This is a genomic window from Frankia sp. AvcI1 (genome assembly GCF_001420875.1).
GTDB classification, from domain to species: domain Bacteria; phylum Actinomycetota; class Actinomycetes; order Frankiales; family Frankiaceae; genus Frankia; species Frankia alni.
This window is the reverse complement of record NZ_LJFZ01000013.1, coordinates 20,735-35,981: the sequence shown is the minus strand read 5'-3', so window position 1 is coordinate 35,981 and position 15,247 is coordinate 20,735. Positions and strand designations below refer to the sequence as shown.

Here is a 15,247-nt window from a genome sequence, read left to right as displayed (position 1 = left end):
CCGAGACTGACAGGGAGGGCATTGCGCAGAGCGCCGGCTCGGCCGGTGGCTGTGTCAGCCACCGGCCGAGTGCGGGGTCGTGCTCTTGCGTTGTTGGAATGCGTTACTGCTGAGGGTCTGTCTTGTCTCTGGTCAGGGCTTCGGCTCCAGGGCAGGCGTGGGGGACGGTACGGGAGTCGGCTCCGGCGCCGGAAGCGGAGTCGGAACCGAGGTCCCGGAAGTGGTCCACGTGATCGTGACCTCACCGTTGCCGCCGTTGACGGTGCCGGAGTTGGCTCCGGTCGCCAGGGCTGGGTTCACGATGCTCGACGCGGCGAACGAGCTCCCGCCGGCGCCCCCGGCGCCGGCGCCCCCGTAGCCGCCGAAGGTGCCGCCGCCCCCGGCGCCGCCACCACCACCGAAGTACCCGCCGCCCGCGCCGCCGCCCGCGCCACCACCGGATGTGGTGGCGGTCGGGTTCGAGCAGGCGGGGGTGTACGTGCCGTTGCAGGGTTTGTTTCCGGCTCCGCCGGTCCCGCCGGCTCCGGAGATGCCGTCAGTACCGTCGCCGCCGCAGCGCGGATCGGTCAGCGGGTCGCTGGGCGCGGGATTTCCTGCGCCATGGCGGCACGCGTTCAGTCCCCCGCTGCCTCCGGCCGTCTGGGTGCCGGCCTTGCCCGGAACTCCGGCGTTACCACCATCCACGGTCGCCCCGGCGTCGGTGCCGGCGTCGCCCCCGGCCCCGCCGAGCGCGTTGCCCTGACCGCCGACGCCGCCGGCGCCGCCGCCGCCGGCGGCGACCAGCACGCGGGTGGAGAGGCCGCAGGCGAGCGTGGCACACCCACCGGCGGTGACGCGGACGTCGGAGGAGCCGCCGCCGCCGGAGCCGTTGCCACCGTTGGACGCGGTTCCGCCGTTCGCACCGGAGGCGTCACCGGGCCCACCTGACACGCCGGTGTTGGACCCACCGAACCCGCCGAGTGCTCCCGATCCGCCGGACGGGCCGTTGCTCATCCCGCCCGAGCGTGACGCCGCCGTTCCATCGGCGCCTCTACCCGCCACGTCCACCTGCAGGACCTGGCCGCCGGTCAGACCCGTCAGCGTCCCGGTCGCCTGGCCACCGCTGCCGCCGGGACGCCCGGTGATGTCCCCCGCGGGGGACGGGTGTGCCTCGTCACCAGCGATGAAGTAGTGCCCACCCTGGGCGCCGGTCGCCGTGATCTCGACCGAGCTCACACCCGCGGGCACGGTGAAGGTGTCCGATCCGACCGTGTCATAGGTGCAGGTCATGGTTGTCGTGCCGGACTGCGCACCGGTCTTCCCACACACCGGTCCGGCTGGTACGGCCGGCGCGGGGGCGATCGCAATTCCCACCGGTCGTTCACCGACGGAAATGGGGGCTCCGGCGGTGTTGGTGGCCACGTCGATCGGCGTCACCGAATTACTGTCGCGGTTGACGGCGTAGGCGGCTACGCCGTCCGGTGTGACCGCAATGGCGAACGGCTCGACACCCCCTGTCGAAATTGTAGCGCCAGGGGTGTTGGTGGCCACGTCGATCGGCGTCACCACGTTGTCCCGTTCGTTGGTGACGTACAGAGTCCTGCCGTCGGGCGTGATCGCGATTCCGACGGGGCGGTCGCTCACCGGAATTGCTTTTCCTGCGGTGTTGGTGGCCACGTCGATCGGCGTCACCGTGGCGCTGCCTGCGTTGGCGTTGTCGGTGACGTACACGGTCTTTCCGTCGGGTGTGATCGTAACCCACTGCGGGTTGTTCCCGGCGGGGATCGGCGTGCCGGCAGTGTTGGAGGCCACGTCGATCGGCGTCACCGTGTTGCTTGCGGCGTTGGCGACATAGGCGGTCCGACCGTCGGGCGTGATCACGATACCGTGCGCGTCGTTACCCACCGGGATGCGGGCGCGGGGAGTGCCCGTGGCCACGTCGATCGGCGTCACGTCATTGCTGGCGTTGTCCACGACGTAGGCGGTCCTGCCATTGGGAGTCACCGCGACTCCGAACGGGAACCGCCCAANCGGGATCGGCGTACCGGGAGTGTTGGTCGCGACGTCGATCGGCGTCACCGTGTTGTCGGCCCGGTTCGTCACATAAACCGTCTTGCCGTCAGGCGTGACGGTAAGCCCTCTGGGGCTCGCGCCGACCCTGATCGGGGTGCCAGCGGTGTTGGTGGTGACGTCGATCGGCGTCACCGTGTTACCGGTGTTGTTGATCACGTAAGCAGTGGCCGCGGCCGGCTTCGTGCCAGGGCCCTGCGTCGGCCCCGAGGTCGGAGTCGACGTCGGAGTCGACGTCGGAGTCGACGTCGGGGACGTAGGCGACGCGGAGGGACTGGTCGACGGGGTGGGGCTGGGCGACGCAGAGGTACCCCAGCTGATGGTGACCTGGCCGTTCCCGGTGTTGACGGTCCCGGTGTTGACACCGGTGGTCAGAACGGCAGAGGTCACCGCAGCGGACGTGAAGGAGCTGCCGCCACCGCCACCGGCACCCGCGCCGCCGCCACCGATGCTGGTGCCACCGCCGCCCGAACCTCCACCGCCGCCGAAGTACCCGCCACCGCCGCCGCCACCAGCGCCACCGCCCGATTCCGTGTCATCAGGGTTCCGGCAGGGCGGGTTGTGCTCACCCAGGCAGGCCTGGTTTCCCACGCCTCCGACGCCGCCCGTGCCGGCGGCGCCATCAGCGCCGTCACCGCCGAAACGCGGATCGTTGGGATCGGGGGGAGGCGGCGTCGCGTGCCGTCCAGGGTTGAGCCCCCCGGCCCCGCCCGCGGTCTGGCCGCCACCGCCCCCAGGAGCCCCCGGATGGCCACCGTCGACGACGGCACCACCAGCAGCGCCGGCAGCACCGCCACCAGCGCCGCCCGCGCCGCCCAGCGCGTAGCCCTGGCCACCCGTGCCGCCACCGCCGCCGCCGCCCGCGCCGACCAGCACTCGATCCGCCAGACCACACGTCAGTGCCGCGCAGCCAGCAGCGGCGACCCGGACATCCGAGGAACCGCCGCCGCCGGCGCCGTTGCCGCCGTTGTTACTCGCGGTCCCGCCGTCGGAGCCGCCAGCGTCCCCCTTGACGCTGGCCACACCTCCGTTGGAGCCGCCGAAACCTCCCACGGCACCCTGCCCTCCGGACGGCCCGTTGTTCTTTCCGCCCGAGCGGCTGGCAGCGGTGCCGTCGGCGCCCTTGCCGGCGACGTCGACCTGCAGTACCCGGCCCGACGGCAGACCCGTGATCGTGCCGGACNCCTGGCCGCCGCCCCCACCGGCGCGGCCGGTGACATCTCCCACCGGCGAGCCACCGTGAGCAGCGTCACCGGCAACAAAATAGTGGCCGCCCTGGGCGCCGACCGCCGTGATCTGAACCCACCGTGCACCCGTGGGGATCGTGAAGGTGTCCGACCCGACCGTGTTGTAGGTGCACGTCGTCCCGCTGAGGACACCCGATTTCCCACACGGCGACGGCGAAGAAGGTTCGCAGCCGGTCAGCCCCAGACTCAGCACCATGCCCAGCACCGAAACGGACCACGCGACGACATGACGACGTGGTAGGGACTATGCGTCTCCGTCGACAGCGTGTTCGCGATCCAAGAAAACCTGCCAAGTTCAAGCACCCTCTTAGCTATGCACCCCGAAACAGACTCCAGGGGCCAGAATTGTTTTTGTCAGACCGGATACGCACACGGTGCGGTCTGATCGGCGCGCCGCATTCCTCGCGGGAAGGTCGCCGGCCCGAAACGGCACCGGCTGTCCCGCGCGATGCCATTCCAGGTCGTCGGTCGCTCAGTCAGACGCAGACGAGGAGCTGACGGTGTCCTCGGTAACCGTCCAGGGTCGGGCGACGGTGGGACACCGGTCGGCGGACGATCCGTTCCACGGTTCTGAGACCGCGGGTGCCCTCATGCGACAGGGCATCGGGCGGCGGCGCTTCGGAGCCGGGGCCGCCGCCCGCGGACCACGAGGTTGGGTGTCCTCAGACGCCGTCGTTGGCGCACAGCGCCCAGACGTCGGAGTAGGTGCTCGGTGAGCTCATGCCTCCGGTGTGGGTGAAGGCCGTCCAGTACGCCGCCGTGGTGGTCCCGTTACTCACCGGATTACCGCTCGAGTCGCTGGGGAAGCTTCCGTTGAGGTGGTCGCCGCCTGAGCCTGGTCCGGTGAAGTCGGTCGTGGTGACGCTACCCCCGCTGATGGCAGCGCCCCCGCTGATCAACTTGCCGTCCCCGCTGGGGCAGTTGACCGTCACCTTCTGGCCCGTGCTCCCCGCCGTCGGACCGCTCGCCTCGCTGTAGTGCACCTTCACGGTGACACCACTGATGTTGATGTTACTTCCGCTGCAGATCGCGTAGACATAGGTCTCATTGGTGCTGTTGGTGCCGTTGGCCCACCCGACGGCGGTCCAGGAGTCGGGATTGGTCTCGCCATTGGCCGCGGCCTTCAGCCCGAAGTCATGCGCGGAGTTGTTGAAGGTCGGGAAGCTGGCGATCGGCTTGAAGTCGCCGACACTGGCCGGAGTGGCACGCGCACCNCCGCCCAGCAGGATCGTGTTCGCCGGGCAGGTGGCGGTAACCCGACCCACCGTCGTCGCCGCGGTGGGTGCGTTGACCTTGTTCATGACCACCTGGGTGTGATTGATCAGACTGCTGGTGAAGCACACCGCGAAGGGGGTCGTGGAGAAGGAACTGTCGGCCTGGCCGCCGCTTCCACCGATCCCGAGCCAGTGGGTCACGTCGGTGCCGACGACCCCGGTGGAACCGGTGTACTCGGAGGTACCGTCCGAGCTGGGCGAAGTACCCATCACATGGTTGCCGTTGCCGGTGNCGGTGGCCTGGTTGATCCCACCTCCGGAGATCAGGCCGCTGCTGCAGTCCGCGTGGGTCGAGATCTCTGAGTTCGCGGTCGAGGGACCACTGGTAGCTCCAGGTGATTTCACCGTGACAGCCACGGTGTTGGCGTACGCCGCGGTCGGGATGGCCACGGCCAACGCGGCACCCAGGACGAGGACGGTTCCCGCTGTGCGCGTACGCACGGACAGATGTGCTCTCACGTCAACCTTCGCGTCAGGGGTGTGGTGCGGGCAGATGCGCCCATNCACACCGGAAGGACAAAGTCCGAGGGGGGAACGCGGGTTGTGCGNCGCTGCACNAGGTCCGCAGATGCGGCCACATCGACGGTAATCGANCCGCATCCACGTCGAACTTCTAGTCCGCGTGTCGCTCCGTGTCAAGAGGAGTCACGAATCGGAACTGCCCTCGATCTTGCAGTCGGACCGCCTCGGGCGCCAGCACGACTGGTCGAGCAGCCGCCCAGGGGGGATCGCTACGGGTGCGGCGCGACCAGAGTGTGGATCTGGTTGTGATTACCGTGGTCGTTGCGTCGTTATTAGGTTGGCCACTCGTTGGAATTGTGNGAGCGAAAATAGGCGCGAGTTGATCTCGTCATATCTGCCGGGGATCGGTTCGGCCCGTATCCCGTCCGGTCATGGACGCAGTTCCGACCGATCTTGGTTGTAGGCCCCGAAATTGCCGTCGCCGGGTCTCCACGCGGCTCCCGACCAGGGACGATGCAGAGTAAGGACCGAACCAGAAAGATCATCCATTGGCTTCGCGCATCTCAGGATGGCGAGCTGTCGCGGCCGCGTACCAGCGTCCGTAGCGCCGAGCGCCCCACGGCGCGGTGAGGCCGTGCAGAACCACACTCATACCAACAGTCAGCATCACCACCGGGACGATCTGGTGCTGTTCGGGCAGACCACTGGTGGCGACCAGGTCCGCGAAGACGATCGACGCCAGCCCGCGTGGCCCGAACCAGCCGACATACGCCACGGTCTGGGGTGCGACCTTCGATCCACACAACGAGACGGCGACCGGAATCATCCGAATGACAGTCAGGCTGAGCAGCCCGTAGATGACCACCGTCCAGGTCGTGTGTTCGAGGGCGGGTGCCAGGAACAGGGCGCCGAACAGCACAAAGCTCACGGAGACACCGAGCTGGGCGACATCCTGCGGCATCTGTTGCGCCGCGGCCAGGCTCTCGCGCGCGATCAGGCCGGCCACGAGGCCGGCGGCCCATGCTGCGATGAAGCCGCTGCCGTCGATCAGGTCAGCCAGCACGTAGGCCAGCGTCGCCGTGGCCAGCAGCGCGACCGACTGCCACGGCCGGCTGGACCAGCCTTTGTTCATCGACCACCGTAGGGCCAGGGCGCCACCGGCGCCCAGTGCCACCCCGATGGCGCCGGAGGCCACCAGGGCGCGCAGAAACACCGACGCGGCGTGTCCGCGGCCGGCGGTCTGTTCTTCCTCCTGCGCCAGGGCCAGAAAGATGGTCACGAACGGAAGGGCCAGGCCATCGTTGAGGNCGCCTTCGACATTCAGTGCATGTCGGATCAGCGGAGGAACCCGCTGGTTGTTGATGACCGGCAGCCCAAGTGCCGAGTCAGTGGGCGCCAGTATGGCCGCCAGCAGCCCCGCCTCCCATACGCCGAGGCCGGGGAACAGCACCGACGCCAGCACCCAGCCGACGGCGATGGTCAGTGGGAACCCGATTCCCAGCAGCCGGCCGGGCAGCGGCGCCTCCGTCACCCAGGAACCCAGGCCGGCCCCCATGGCGTCAGTGAACAGCACGAGGACGAGGGTCAGTTCCAGGACGGCGCCGACGCCGTGCTCACCGACGGACGAGGTGATCAGTCCCGCGACCTGTTCGCTGGCCAGCAGGCCGGCCGCGGTGAACACCAACGCGCCGCTGATCGGCGTCTGCCCCAGGCGCTGATCCACCAGCGCGTAGGCCATCAGCGTCACCGCCACGACCGCGACTGCGGAGTCCAATGCTGTGCTCCCGTCCGGCGGCAACTGCGCGACCATAGTGTGGGCGATCGAGTAGGTCCGCAAGACGATCAGGACCCTGCTCGAACGTCNTTCAGCACCAACCCGAGAGCACCATCCGCCTCCTCGGTCAAACCGGCCCGGCCCTCGATCCCGAATGCCTGTAGCCAGAACCCGACCATTCAAGATCTGTACTGGCTGTAAAAGCGGCGGTTGCCTCGACGCCGCGTGGGCACCTCTGCCGTAGCAGACGGGAGGGCTACATGTGCAGGNGGATGGGGNACCGGGGCGAGCCGATCGTCCCACGGGTGTTGTTGTACGAGCCTGAAAGATCGCTGATTGCCCAGAGTGTCAGACATGGTCCGGACCTGCTCGAACCGAACGGCGACGGGACCGGTCTGGGCTGGTACAGCCGGCGCAGGACCCCGGCCATCTTCCACAGCGACTCACCCGCGTGGGGTGATGAGAACTTTCGGGAACTGGCCGACGAGATCTATTCCCCGATGTTCCTCGCGCACGTGCGGGCGGGTACCGGAACGCCGGTACAGAAGACGAACTGCCATCCGTTCCGCTACCAGAAGTGGCTTTTCGTGCACAACGGATACATCGACGGCTTCGACCTGCTTCGCCGCGACCTGCTGATGGCCGTCCGCCCTGACCTGTTCGCCAACATAAAGGGCTCCACGGATTCCGAGGTGATGTTCCACCTTGCTCTGACGTTCGGGCTGGAGGAAGACCCCGTCGGGGGGTTGGAACGAATGGCCGGTTTCGTCGAGAGCGCCGGAGCCGCCGCGGGGGTTGCCGAGCCCCTGCAGATGACGGTCGGACTGNCCGACGGCGAGACACTGTTCGCCNCCAGATACGCCAGCGGGCCGGTGGTCAACACTTTGTACATGTCTGAGAGCGTCGACGCGATCCGGATGCTCTACCCCGAGCACGAACGTCTGCGGCGCATACCCGCCCACGCTCGCGCAGTCCTTTCGGAGCCGCTGAGCGAGCTACCGGGGGTGTGGCGGGAGATACCCCCGTCCACGGCACTCGTCATCACCGACACGCCACACCAGTGCCCCTTCCGACCACAGCAGCCCGGGTAAGCAGAGTGCAGCTGCCCCGGTTTCTCGGTGGCGCCGTCCGGCGGTTGTCATGGCGGCCGTCCCTGCCACCTGCGGTGAAGGTGCGGTGGTGGTCCACGGGACGGAGGATGGACGTTGGGGCCGTCGGGCCTGCTCATGGTCTGTGACGACCGCGGGAGGAACCACCATGGACGACTACCCACCGATCGCGGATCACGGGCTTGTGGGCGACCTGCAGACCGCGGCGCTGGTCGCCGCCGACGGCACCCTGGACTGGNGGTGCACCCCGCGGTTCGACTCNCCGAGTGTCTTCGCCTCGTTGCTCGACAGCGATCGGGGCGGTTACTGCCGCCTGGCCGCTGATCTCGGCCAGGCCCACGAGGCCGGCGTCCGGCAGCTCTACCTGACCGATACCGCCGTGCTCGTCACCCGGTTCATGGCCCCGGGCGGGGTGGGCGAGGTGCTCGACTTCATGGAGCCCGACCCCTCGACCACCCCGTCGGCGCGGCATCGGCTGATCCGGGTCGCCCGGGTGGTTCGCGGCAGTCTGCCTTTCGAGTTGGTCTGCCGGCCGCGGTTCGACTACGGTCGCGCGTCCCACACGTTGCGCCAGCTCGACGACGGATCGGTGGTGTTCCACGGTCCTGACATGGATCTGCACGTGCAGGCGACCGCCCCGATCGCGTTCCATCCGGACGGCCACGACGTCTCCGCGCGCTTCACCCTCGACGCCGGCGAGCTGGCCGCGGTCGTCCTCACCAGCGACAGCGGTGACGCCGCCGCCCGCGACGGACGCCCCGGCGGTCCGCCGCCCACCATGCAGGCGATCACCGCCTCCTTCGACGCCTGCCGCGCCTTCTGGCTGACCTGGCTGCGCGCCTCCCGTTACCGAGGCCGGTGGCAGGAGATGGTCACCCGTTCGGCGATCACCCTGAAACTGCTCACCTACGCTCCCACCGGCGCTCCCATCGCCGCCGCCACGATGGGTCTGCCCGAGCAGATCGGCGGCGAACGCAACTGGGACTACCGGTACACCTGGATCCGCGACGCCTCCCTGTCGGTCCACGCCCTGACCACTCTCGGCTTCACCGACGACGCGAACGCCTACCGCCGCTGGCTACGCGAGCGCCTCGACGCCGGCTGGACCGCGTCCGGTGAACCGCTTCAGATCATGTNCCGCGTCGACGGGGAACCCCACCTGACCGAGGAGATCCTCGACCATCTGGAGGGCTACCGCCGCTCCGCGCCGGTCAGAGCCGGCAACGCCNCCGCCGACCAGATTCAGCTCGACATCTACGGCGAGGCCGCCTACGCCCTCGCCGAGGCGAGGGACATCGGCGGAATCCGCGGCTGGAACGCCTTCACCGCCGTCATCGACTGGCTCACCGACCACTGGGACCGCCCGGACGAAGGTATCTGGGAAACTCGCGGCGGCCGGCAGAACTTCACCTACAGCCGACTCATGACCTGGGTCGCCTTCGACCGGGCCATCGGCTTCGCGACCGCCTACTCCCGTCCCGCCGACCTCACCCGCTGGCAGACGGCCCGCGACACGGTCTTCCGGCAGATCATCGACCGTGGCTGGAACGACAAGCGCCGTGCGTTCGTCCAGCACTACGACACCGACGTCGTCGACGCCTCCCTGCTGCTCATGCCCCGCGTCGGCTTTATCGACCCGAAAGACCCCGACTGGCTGAGCACGCTCGACGCCATGAGCGACGAACTCGTCAGTGACAGCCTCGTCTACCGCTACAACCCCGCCGCGTCCCCCGACGGCCTGCGGGGCTCCGAGGGCACCTTCAACCTCTGCAGCTTCCTCTATGTGCAGGCCCTCGCCCGCGCCNGGCGCCTCGACCAGGCCCGCTACGCCTTCGACAAGATGCTCACCTACGCCAACCATGTCGGCCTGTTCGCCGAGGAGATCGGACCGTCCGGTGAACAGCTCGGCAATTTTCCCCAGGCCTTCACGCANCTCGCGCTCATCGACGCCGCCATCGCCCTCGACGAGGAGCTCGACCGCGCCGAGCGCCCGGCTCGCTGACCGCCGGCAGCGCGACGGGAAGCGAGGTACGCGGCGACCATGACCGAGNAGACGCCCGACGCAGGTCCCCGCACCCCGCCACGGTCGGCCGGCACCGACCGACGAGTCCTGGCACCGCTCGCGCTCGCGCAGTTCATCTGCAGCTTCGCCGGGTCGAACATGAATGTGATGATCAACGACATCAGTCGCGACCTCGACACGACCGTCCAGGCCGTTCAGGTCGTCATCACGGTCTTCCTCCTGGTCATGGCCGCGCTGATGATCCCCGGCGGCAAGCTGACCGACCTGCTGGGCCGCAAACGCTGCTTCCTCATCGGGCTCGCGGTGTACGGGACAGGGGCCGTGCTCAGCGCCGCTGCGCCAGGTGTGGGCGTGCTGCTCGTCGGCAACTCGATCCTGGAAGGCGTCGGTACCGCCCTGCTGATCCCCCCGGTCTACATCCTCACCACGTTGCTGTTCACCGACCTCACCGCCCGCGCCCACGCCTTCGGAATGATCATGGCTGCTGGCGGCCTCGGGGCGGCGGCGGGGCCACTCATCGGCGGCCTGATCACCTCCGCGATCAGCTGGCGCGCGGCCTTCGCCTTCCAGGCCCTGGTCATTGNGCTCATCATCGCGCTGAGCCGGTCCGTCCCCGACCCGCTTCCGCCGGACCCGCACCGTCACTTCGACATCCCCGGCGCGGTCCTGTCCGCGGGCGGCCTCACCCTCGTTGTCATGGGCATCCTCGCCGCCGACGACAGCCTGGCCCGCACGGCCGCCCTCCTGGCCGCCGGCATGCTCGTGCTGNCCGGATTCCTGCACTGGGTGCGCGTCGAGGAGCGAGCCGGCCGGGAACCGCTGCTGTCCACCAGTCTGTTCCGCAACCGAAACGCGAACCTCGGCCTCGTCACCCAGAACATCCAGTGGCTGCTGCTCATGGGCTCGTCCTTCACCGTAGCCACGTACCTCCAGGTGGTGCGTGGCTACGACGCCATCAGGACCGGCCTCATCTTCACGGCGGCCACTGTCGGTCTGCTCGCCTCGTCGCTTGCCGCCGAACGGTTCGCGAAACGTCGCTCCCAGGGCACTCTGATCACGGCCGGGTTCGCCCTGGCCGTCGCCGGAATCGTCCTCCTGATCGGNCTGGTCGCCGGATCACGCAGCCCGTGGGCGTTCGTTCCCGGGCTGTTGCTGCTCGGTCTCGGCCTCGGCGTGATGCTCACCCCCTCGGTCAACGTCGTCCAGTCCGCCTTCTCCGAACAACGCCAGGGCGAGATCTCCGGCCTCTCCCGCAGCATCTCGAACCTCGGCTCCTCCTTCGGCACCGCCATCGCCGGCACCATCCTCGTCGCCGGCCTGACCACGAACGCCTACGCCACCGCCATGGCCACCCTCGCCGTCCTCGGCGTCGTCGGCCTGGTCGTCGCCGCGCTGATGTCCCGGACCACCTCCGGGGCCGACTCGCCGGCGGGCGGCCGGCCGGAGGTCAACCCGCACGACTGACTGATCTCGCTCGGGGTCGGGGCTCAGGTCAGAACGCGGGACTTCGCTCGCTGGAAATCCTCCTCGCTGATCTCACCATTCCTCCGGAGGTCGANCAGCTTCGCCATGTCGTCGGCAACCCCCTGGGACTGCACAGCGGACGGCTGGAACCCTTGGTACAAGGCCTGCTGCCGCTGCCGGTTCGCCATTGCCCGCTCACCCATCGAATCGCCACGGGATATGGTGTAGGCCAGAACGCCCAGAAGCGGGAGGATGATGACGGCGGTCAGCCATCCGGCCTTCCCCCANCCGGAGAGGTCACTGCTGCGAAAGATGTCTGATATGACGACGAAGAGCAGGTACAACCACAGTGTGAGCCCGAAGAACAGCAACATGGTCCAGAAGGCCGACAGGAGCGGATAATCCATGATGAAGCCCCCTTGCGCAGGTCGAAATCGGATACCAGCGATGTCTCCTTGAAAGACTTACCCGAACTGCGCGTCACCACACGTTTCGCGGTCCTGGCGGGGAGATGAGGGNGAAGCTGTCCCCGGTGTCGGGGNGGATCGGCGAACAGGTCAGGTGNGTCGACCGTGGCGGACACGGCAATCACTCGGATGAGGATCTCGCGCGTCGCCTGAAGACGCGGAGGACGGACAGGCCCTGCTCGTTGTACCAACCGCCGACGATCGCCCCTCCGGTAAGAACGACTCCGAACCCGATCAGCCACGAAAGAAACGTGAAANTGACTCCGATCTCGCCGTAGTTCCGCTCGTTCTCGACGATCGATTCCGAGAACAGCAGCCGGCTCACCACCCCCAGGCCGGTCAGGCCGATCGTGGTGAACACGGCCGTGGGCAGGATTTCCCGCCAGCCCAGCCGCCCGCGGACGAGAATCCAGGTACCGCTCCAGAGCAGCAGTCCCATCGCGGCGACGACAATCAGACCCTGGCATACCTGGCCGACTGCCGTGCCGGTGANCACCGCCCCGGTGGCGGTGGTACCAGCAAGAAAGACGATCAGTCCGGCGAGCCAGACCACCTGAGCCGGCACCCCGCGCAGGCCGAACGCCGGAATCCGGAAGACCCGCAGGTACACCGACTGCACCGCCCCGGCCAGGCTCAGTCCGCCCAGGGTCAGCCAGAGCGCGCCGANGACGGTCCACTCGGACTGGGCGGATCCGCCGCCGCCGCCGTGGGGGGTGAAGAGACGCTCGACAGCCATCGCGGCATCGTGGTTCAGCCCCATCCGCCTGATGATGATCTCGGCAGCGCCGCCGGGGCGCAGCGGCGACACCGCCGCCAGCGTGATGAGGAACGGGAAGAACAGCATCAGGATGAGCGCGGCGAGGGTCATCGCACCGTTGATCAGATCGCTCTCCCGCAACTGGCGGGCCAGGTTCTCCGCCGAGGACCCGCGCCATCTGTCCCGAAACCCGCCACGTGNCTTCACGGGTCCCCACCCCCGCCCGTCAGCTTGCGGTGCTGATCCGTCCGGACCGCGNGGCCTCGGCGAGCGCCGCGTGATCGCGTTCGTTCTGGTCGGCGTAGGCCTCGGCGAACCGGGTGATCGCCTGATCGAAGGCGTCTGTGGCGCCGAGGTAGGCCGCGATCGCGACGCGGTCACCCGAGCGAGCGTGGGCCCGGGCGAGTGTCGCTCCGCACAGCCGCGCGAACAGGGCGAGGCCGTCGGGGTCCAGGCGTTCGGGGACCACGACGCCCTTCCAGTCCTGCAGCTGGCGGACGTAGAAGTCGCGCCGCCGCCCGTCGATGCCGTCCACCCGCTGCCAGCCGAGGAAGATGTCCCCGACGGCCTGCATCAGACGTTGTCCGGCGACGACCCGCTCCCCCTGGTTGCCGTACCGGCTCGCGGGCAGGTGATCCGCCAGGACCGACGCCTGCGCCTCCTTGACCTGCAGCAGCAACGGGTCGTCGCGGTCGCGGCCGAGCAGCAGCGCCACCCAGCAGCGGGTACCCACGCTGCCGACGCCGACGACCTTGCGTGCGACGTCGACGAGCCGGTACTGGGCGAGCAGGGAACGCCGGTCGTCCACCAGGGTGGCGCCGTACTCGTCGATGATGGTGGTGAGCTGATCCGTCAGCAGGTCGCGCTGCGCTCCGCGGAGCAGTTCGCGGACCGGGACGAGTAGCGGCGGGTCGGAGACGAAACGCGGCTGACCGTCTGTCACTTCGGTCAACCGGGCGAGGGCCCGCAGCCGGTCGCGGGACCGGGCAGTGGCGGCCGCGCGAGACAGGCGCCTGGTGTAGCGCCGTCCCAGCACGTCCCCGAGCTGGGCCCGCAGCTGATCCACTTCGATGTGGGCGTACCAGACGTCGAGGTTGGTCAGGGCCGCGAACCGGCACATCCAGGCGCGGTACGCACCGATCGCCGCGGTGACGGCCGCCCGCCGCCGCACCGGCGCGAACCCGTTACCCCGGCCTGCGATGACCAGNCTCGCGGCCAGCCGCTTCACGTCCCATTCCCACGGGCCGGGAAGGGTCTCGTCGAAGTCGTTGATGTCGAACACCAGGTGGCGCTCGGGGGAGGCGAGCAGACGGAAGTTGAGCATGTGCGCGTCGCCGCAGAGCTGAACGTCGATCCCGGAGACCGGGGTGCCGGCAAGATCCGCCGCCATGACTGCGGCAGCACCGCGAAAGAACCGGAACGGTGACTCCAGCATGCGCTGGTAGCGCAGGGGGACGAGCTCGGGCAGCCGAGTTTGCGACTGCCGCTCGATCACGTCGACCGGATCGGCCCGGCCCGACGTCGGCGCGTACTCGCCGTGGATCCGGCGCGGGGCGAGGCCCCTCGCGCGCTTTCCCCGGGCCGCGCGTTCGGTCGGCGTGAGCTGTTCGGACCCCGCGGACAGCCGTGGCCGCGAACCGGCCGCGACCGGCGGCGGGCTGAGGACCGCTACCATGCTCTGCCTCACACTGTTCCCGTTATTCTGGATTTCGGCCACTCCGGCCATTCTGGCCATTCCGGGTTCTCGTCACTCCGGCCGTTCCGGGTTCTCGTCACTCCGGATTCTCGTTCAGGATCTCGTCCAGTCCGAGTGCGCGCNGGACGTTTCCCNCGGCCGACACGACCCGGGCACTTCCGACGATCGGCGCGATGGCGGTGGTCACGCCCTGCGCATCGGCGGCGGTGAGGCCTGCCTCCTGGGCGGCGGCGAGGTTCATCAGATAGGAAGCGGGCGCCGAGTCCACGGCGACGAGCGCCGCCAGGCGCACGAGATGGTAGGTGCGCTCGTCCAGGCCNGAGCGCTCAAGCGTGTCCAGGTGCATCTGCACGATCTCTTCGAATACTGGTGCGTCGCCGTGCGCGATCGCGCCGAGCGTCCGCTCAGGAGCCTGTGTCGTCATTATTCTCCCCTTGCTTCGACCAGATGCGTTTCGAGGAAATTTTCCTCCTGGTTGGCTGCCCGAGGCCGGTGGCTCGCAAACATGCGACGTCAACGGATCGACGCGAAGGAAGTGGATTTCATTATTTTTCCGGAGTTTCTCGGCGCCGCATTCCCGTCTCGCCGGCCGGCAGCTTATGGTTACTCCTCGCAGGGAAAGACGCGGCCGCGGGACCGTGGGGGCGGCCGCCCCAGGCACAAAGCAGGAGGGCTCGCCATGGTTGCCAGTGCTGGCGGCGGCTCCGGCAGCCCGGCGTATTCGGACGACAGGCGCCCCCTGTCCGTCGGCGAGCGGGCGGAGTACGAGCGGCTGCGCAGCGCGCAGGCGGTGCGGCACGACCGGCTACGCACGGTCGGGGCGTCCCTGCTGGTCCTGCTGGCCGTCGTGCTGGCGCCGTTCGGCGTGGTCGCCGCCTGGGCGGCCACGACGATCTCCGACACGGACCGGTACGTCGATACCGTC

Annotated in this window: 3 protein-coding genes and 16 pseudogenes; 6 read left to right on the top strand and 13 right to left on the bottom strand. The window is 68.8% G+C overall.

Going from position 1 to position 15,247, the window contains the following annotated elements; translation table 11 throughout:
- Positions 1-132: 132 nt before the first annotated feature.
- The 4 genes and pseudogenes from UK94_RS73950 to UK94_RS52805 all read right to left on the bottom strand — a co-directional run.
- Positions 133-1,530, bottom strand: a complete 1,398-nt coding sequence (locus UK94_RS73950) for a hypothetical protein (RefSeq protein ID WP_268761380.1) — start codon at positions 1,528-1,530, stop codon at positions 133-135.
- A 480-nt stretch (positions 1,531-2,010) separates the two neighbouring features.
- Positions 2,011-2,208: pseudogene (locus tag UK94_RS52815) on the bottom strand (hypothetical protein); the annotation flags it as partial.
- Between the two features lie 3,365 nt (positions 2,209-5,573).
- Positions 5,574-6,339 (bottom strand): annotated as a pseudogene (locus tag UK94_RS52810) (cation:proton antiporter); the annotation flags it as partial.
- Between the two features lies 1 nt (position 6,340).
- The coding region (locus UK94_RS52805; RefSeq protein WP_268761379.1) for a cation:proton antiporter at positions 6,341-6,842 on the bottom strand (502 nt) is incomplete at its 3' end.
- A 269-nt stretch (positions 6,843-7,111) separates the two neighbouring features.
- Between UK94_RS52805 and UK94_RS52800 the strand changes: the two are divergent.
- The 6 pseudogenes from UK94_RS52800 to UK94_RS52770 all read left to right on the top strand — a co-directional run.
- Positions 7,112-7,633: pseudogene (locus UK94_RS52800) on the top strand (class II glutamine amidotransferase); the annotation flags it as partial.
- 430 nt (positions 7,634-8,063) lie between these two features.
- Positions 8,064-8,153 (top strand): annotated as a pseudogene (locus UK94_RS52795) (hypothetical protein); the annotation flags it as partial.
- A 24-nt stretch (positions 8,154-8,177) separates the two neighbouring features.
- Positions 8,178-9,051 (top strand): annotated as a pseudogene (locus UK94_RS52785) (glycoside hydrolase family 15 protein); the annotation flags it as partial.
- Position 9,052: 1 nt separating this feature from the next.
- Positions 9,053-9,143 (top strand): annotated as a pseudogene (locus UK94_RS52780) (hypothetical protein); the annotation flags it as partial.
- A gap of 1 nt (position 9,144) precedes the next feature.
- Positions 9,145-9,719 (top strand): annotated as a pseudogene (locus tag UK94_RS52775) (glycoside hydrolase family 15 protein); the annotation flags it as partial.
- 1,323 nt (positions 9,720-11,042) lie between these two features.
- Positions 11,043-11,402, top strand: a pseudogene (locus UK94_RS52770) (hypothetical protein); the annotation flags it as partial.
- A 23-nt stretch (positions 11,403-11,425) separates the two neighbouring features.
- Here UK94_RS52770 and UK94_RS52765 read toward each other — a convergent pair.
- From UK94_RS52765 to UK94_RS73930, 9 genes and pseudogenes are all read right to left on the bottom strand, one after another.
- A pseudogene (locus tag UK94_RS52765) lies at positions 11,426-11,496 on the bottom strand (SHOCT domain-containing protein); the annotation flags it as partial.
- A gap of 1 nt (position 11,497) precedes the next feature.
- Positions 11,498-11,689 (bottom strand): annotated as a pseudogene (locus UK94_RS73945) (SHOCT domain-containing protein); the annotation flags it as partial.
- Between the two features lies 1 nt (position 11,690).
- Positions 11,691-11,776: pseudogene (locus tag UK94_RS73940) on the bottom strand (SHOCT domain-containing protein); the annotation flags it as partial.
- Positions 11,777-11,990: 214 nt separating this feature from the next.
- Positions 11,991-12,126: pseudogene (locus UK94_RS52760) on the bottom strand (ribonuclease BN); the annotation flags it as partial.
- A 410-nt stretch (positions 12,127-12,536) separates the two neighbouring features.
- Positions 12,537-12,737, bottom strand: a pseudogene (locus UK94_RS52745) (ribonuclease BN); the annotation flags it as partial.
- Positions 12,738-12,885: 148 nt separating this feature from the next.
- A pseudogene (locus UK94_RS14975) lies at positions 12,886-13,833 on the bottom strand (DUF2252 family protein); the annotation flags it as partial.
- 1 nt (position 13,834) lies between these two features.
- Positions 13,835-14,301: DUF2252 family protein (locus tag UK94_RS73935; RefSeq protein WP_268761367.1), on the bottom strand; the 467-nt coding region annotated here is incomplete at its 3' end.
- A gap of 156 nt (positions 14,302-14,457) precedes the next feature.
- A pseudogene (locus UK94_RS52735) lies at positions 14,458-14,641 on the bottom strand (carboxymuconolactone decarboxylase family protein); the annotation flags it as partial.
- Position 14,642: 1 nt separating this feature from the next.
- Positions 14,643-14,746: pseudogene (locus UK94_RS73930) on the bottom strand (carboxymuconolactone decarboxylase family protein); the annotation flags it as partial.
- Positions 14,747-15,247: the final 501 nt, after the last annotated feature.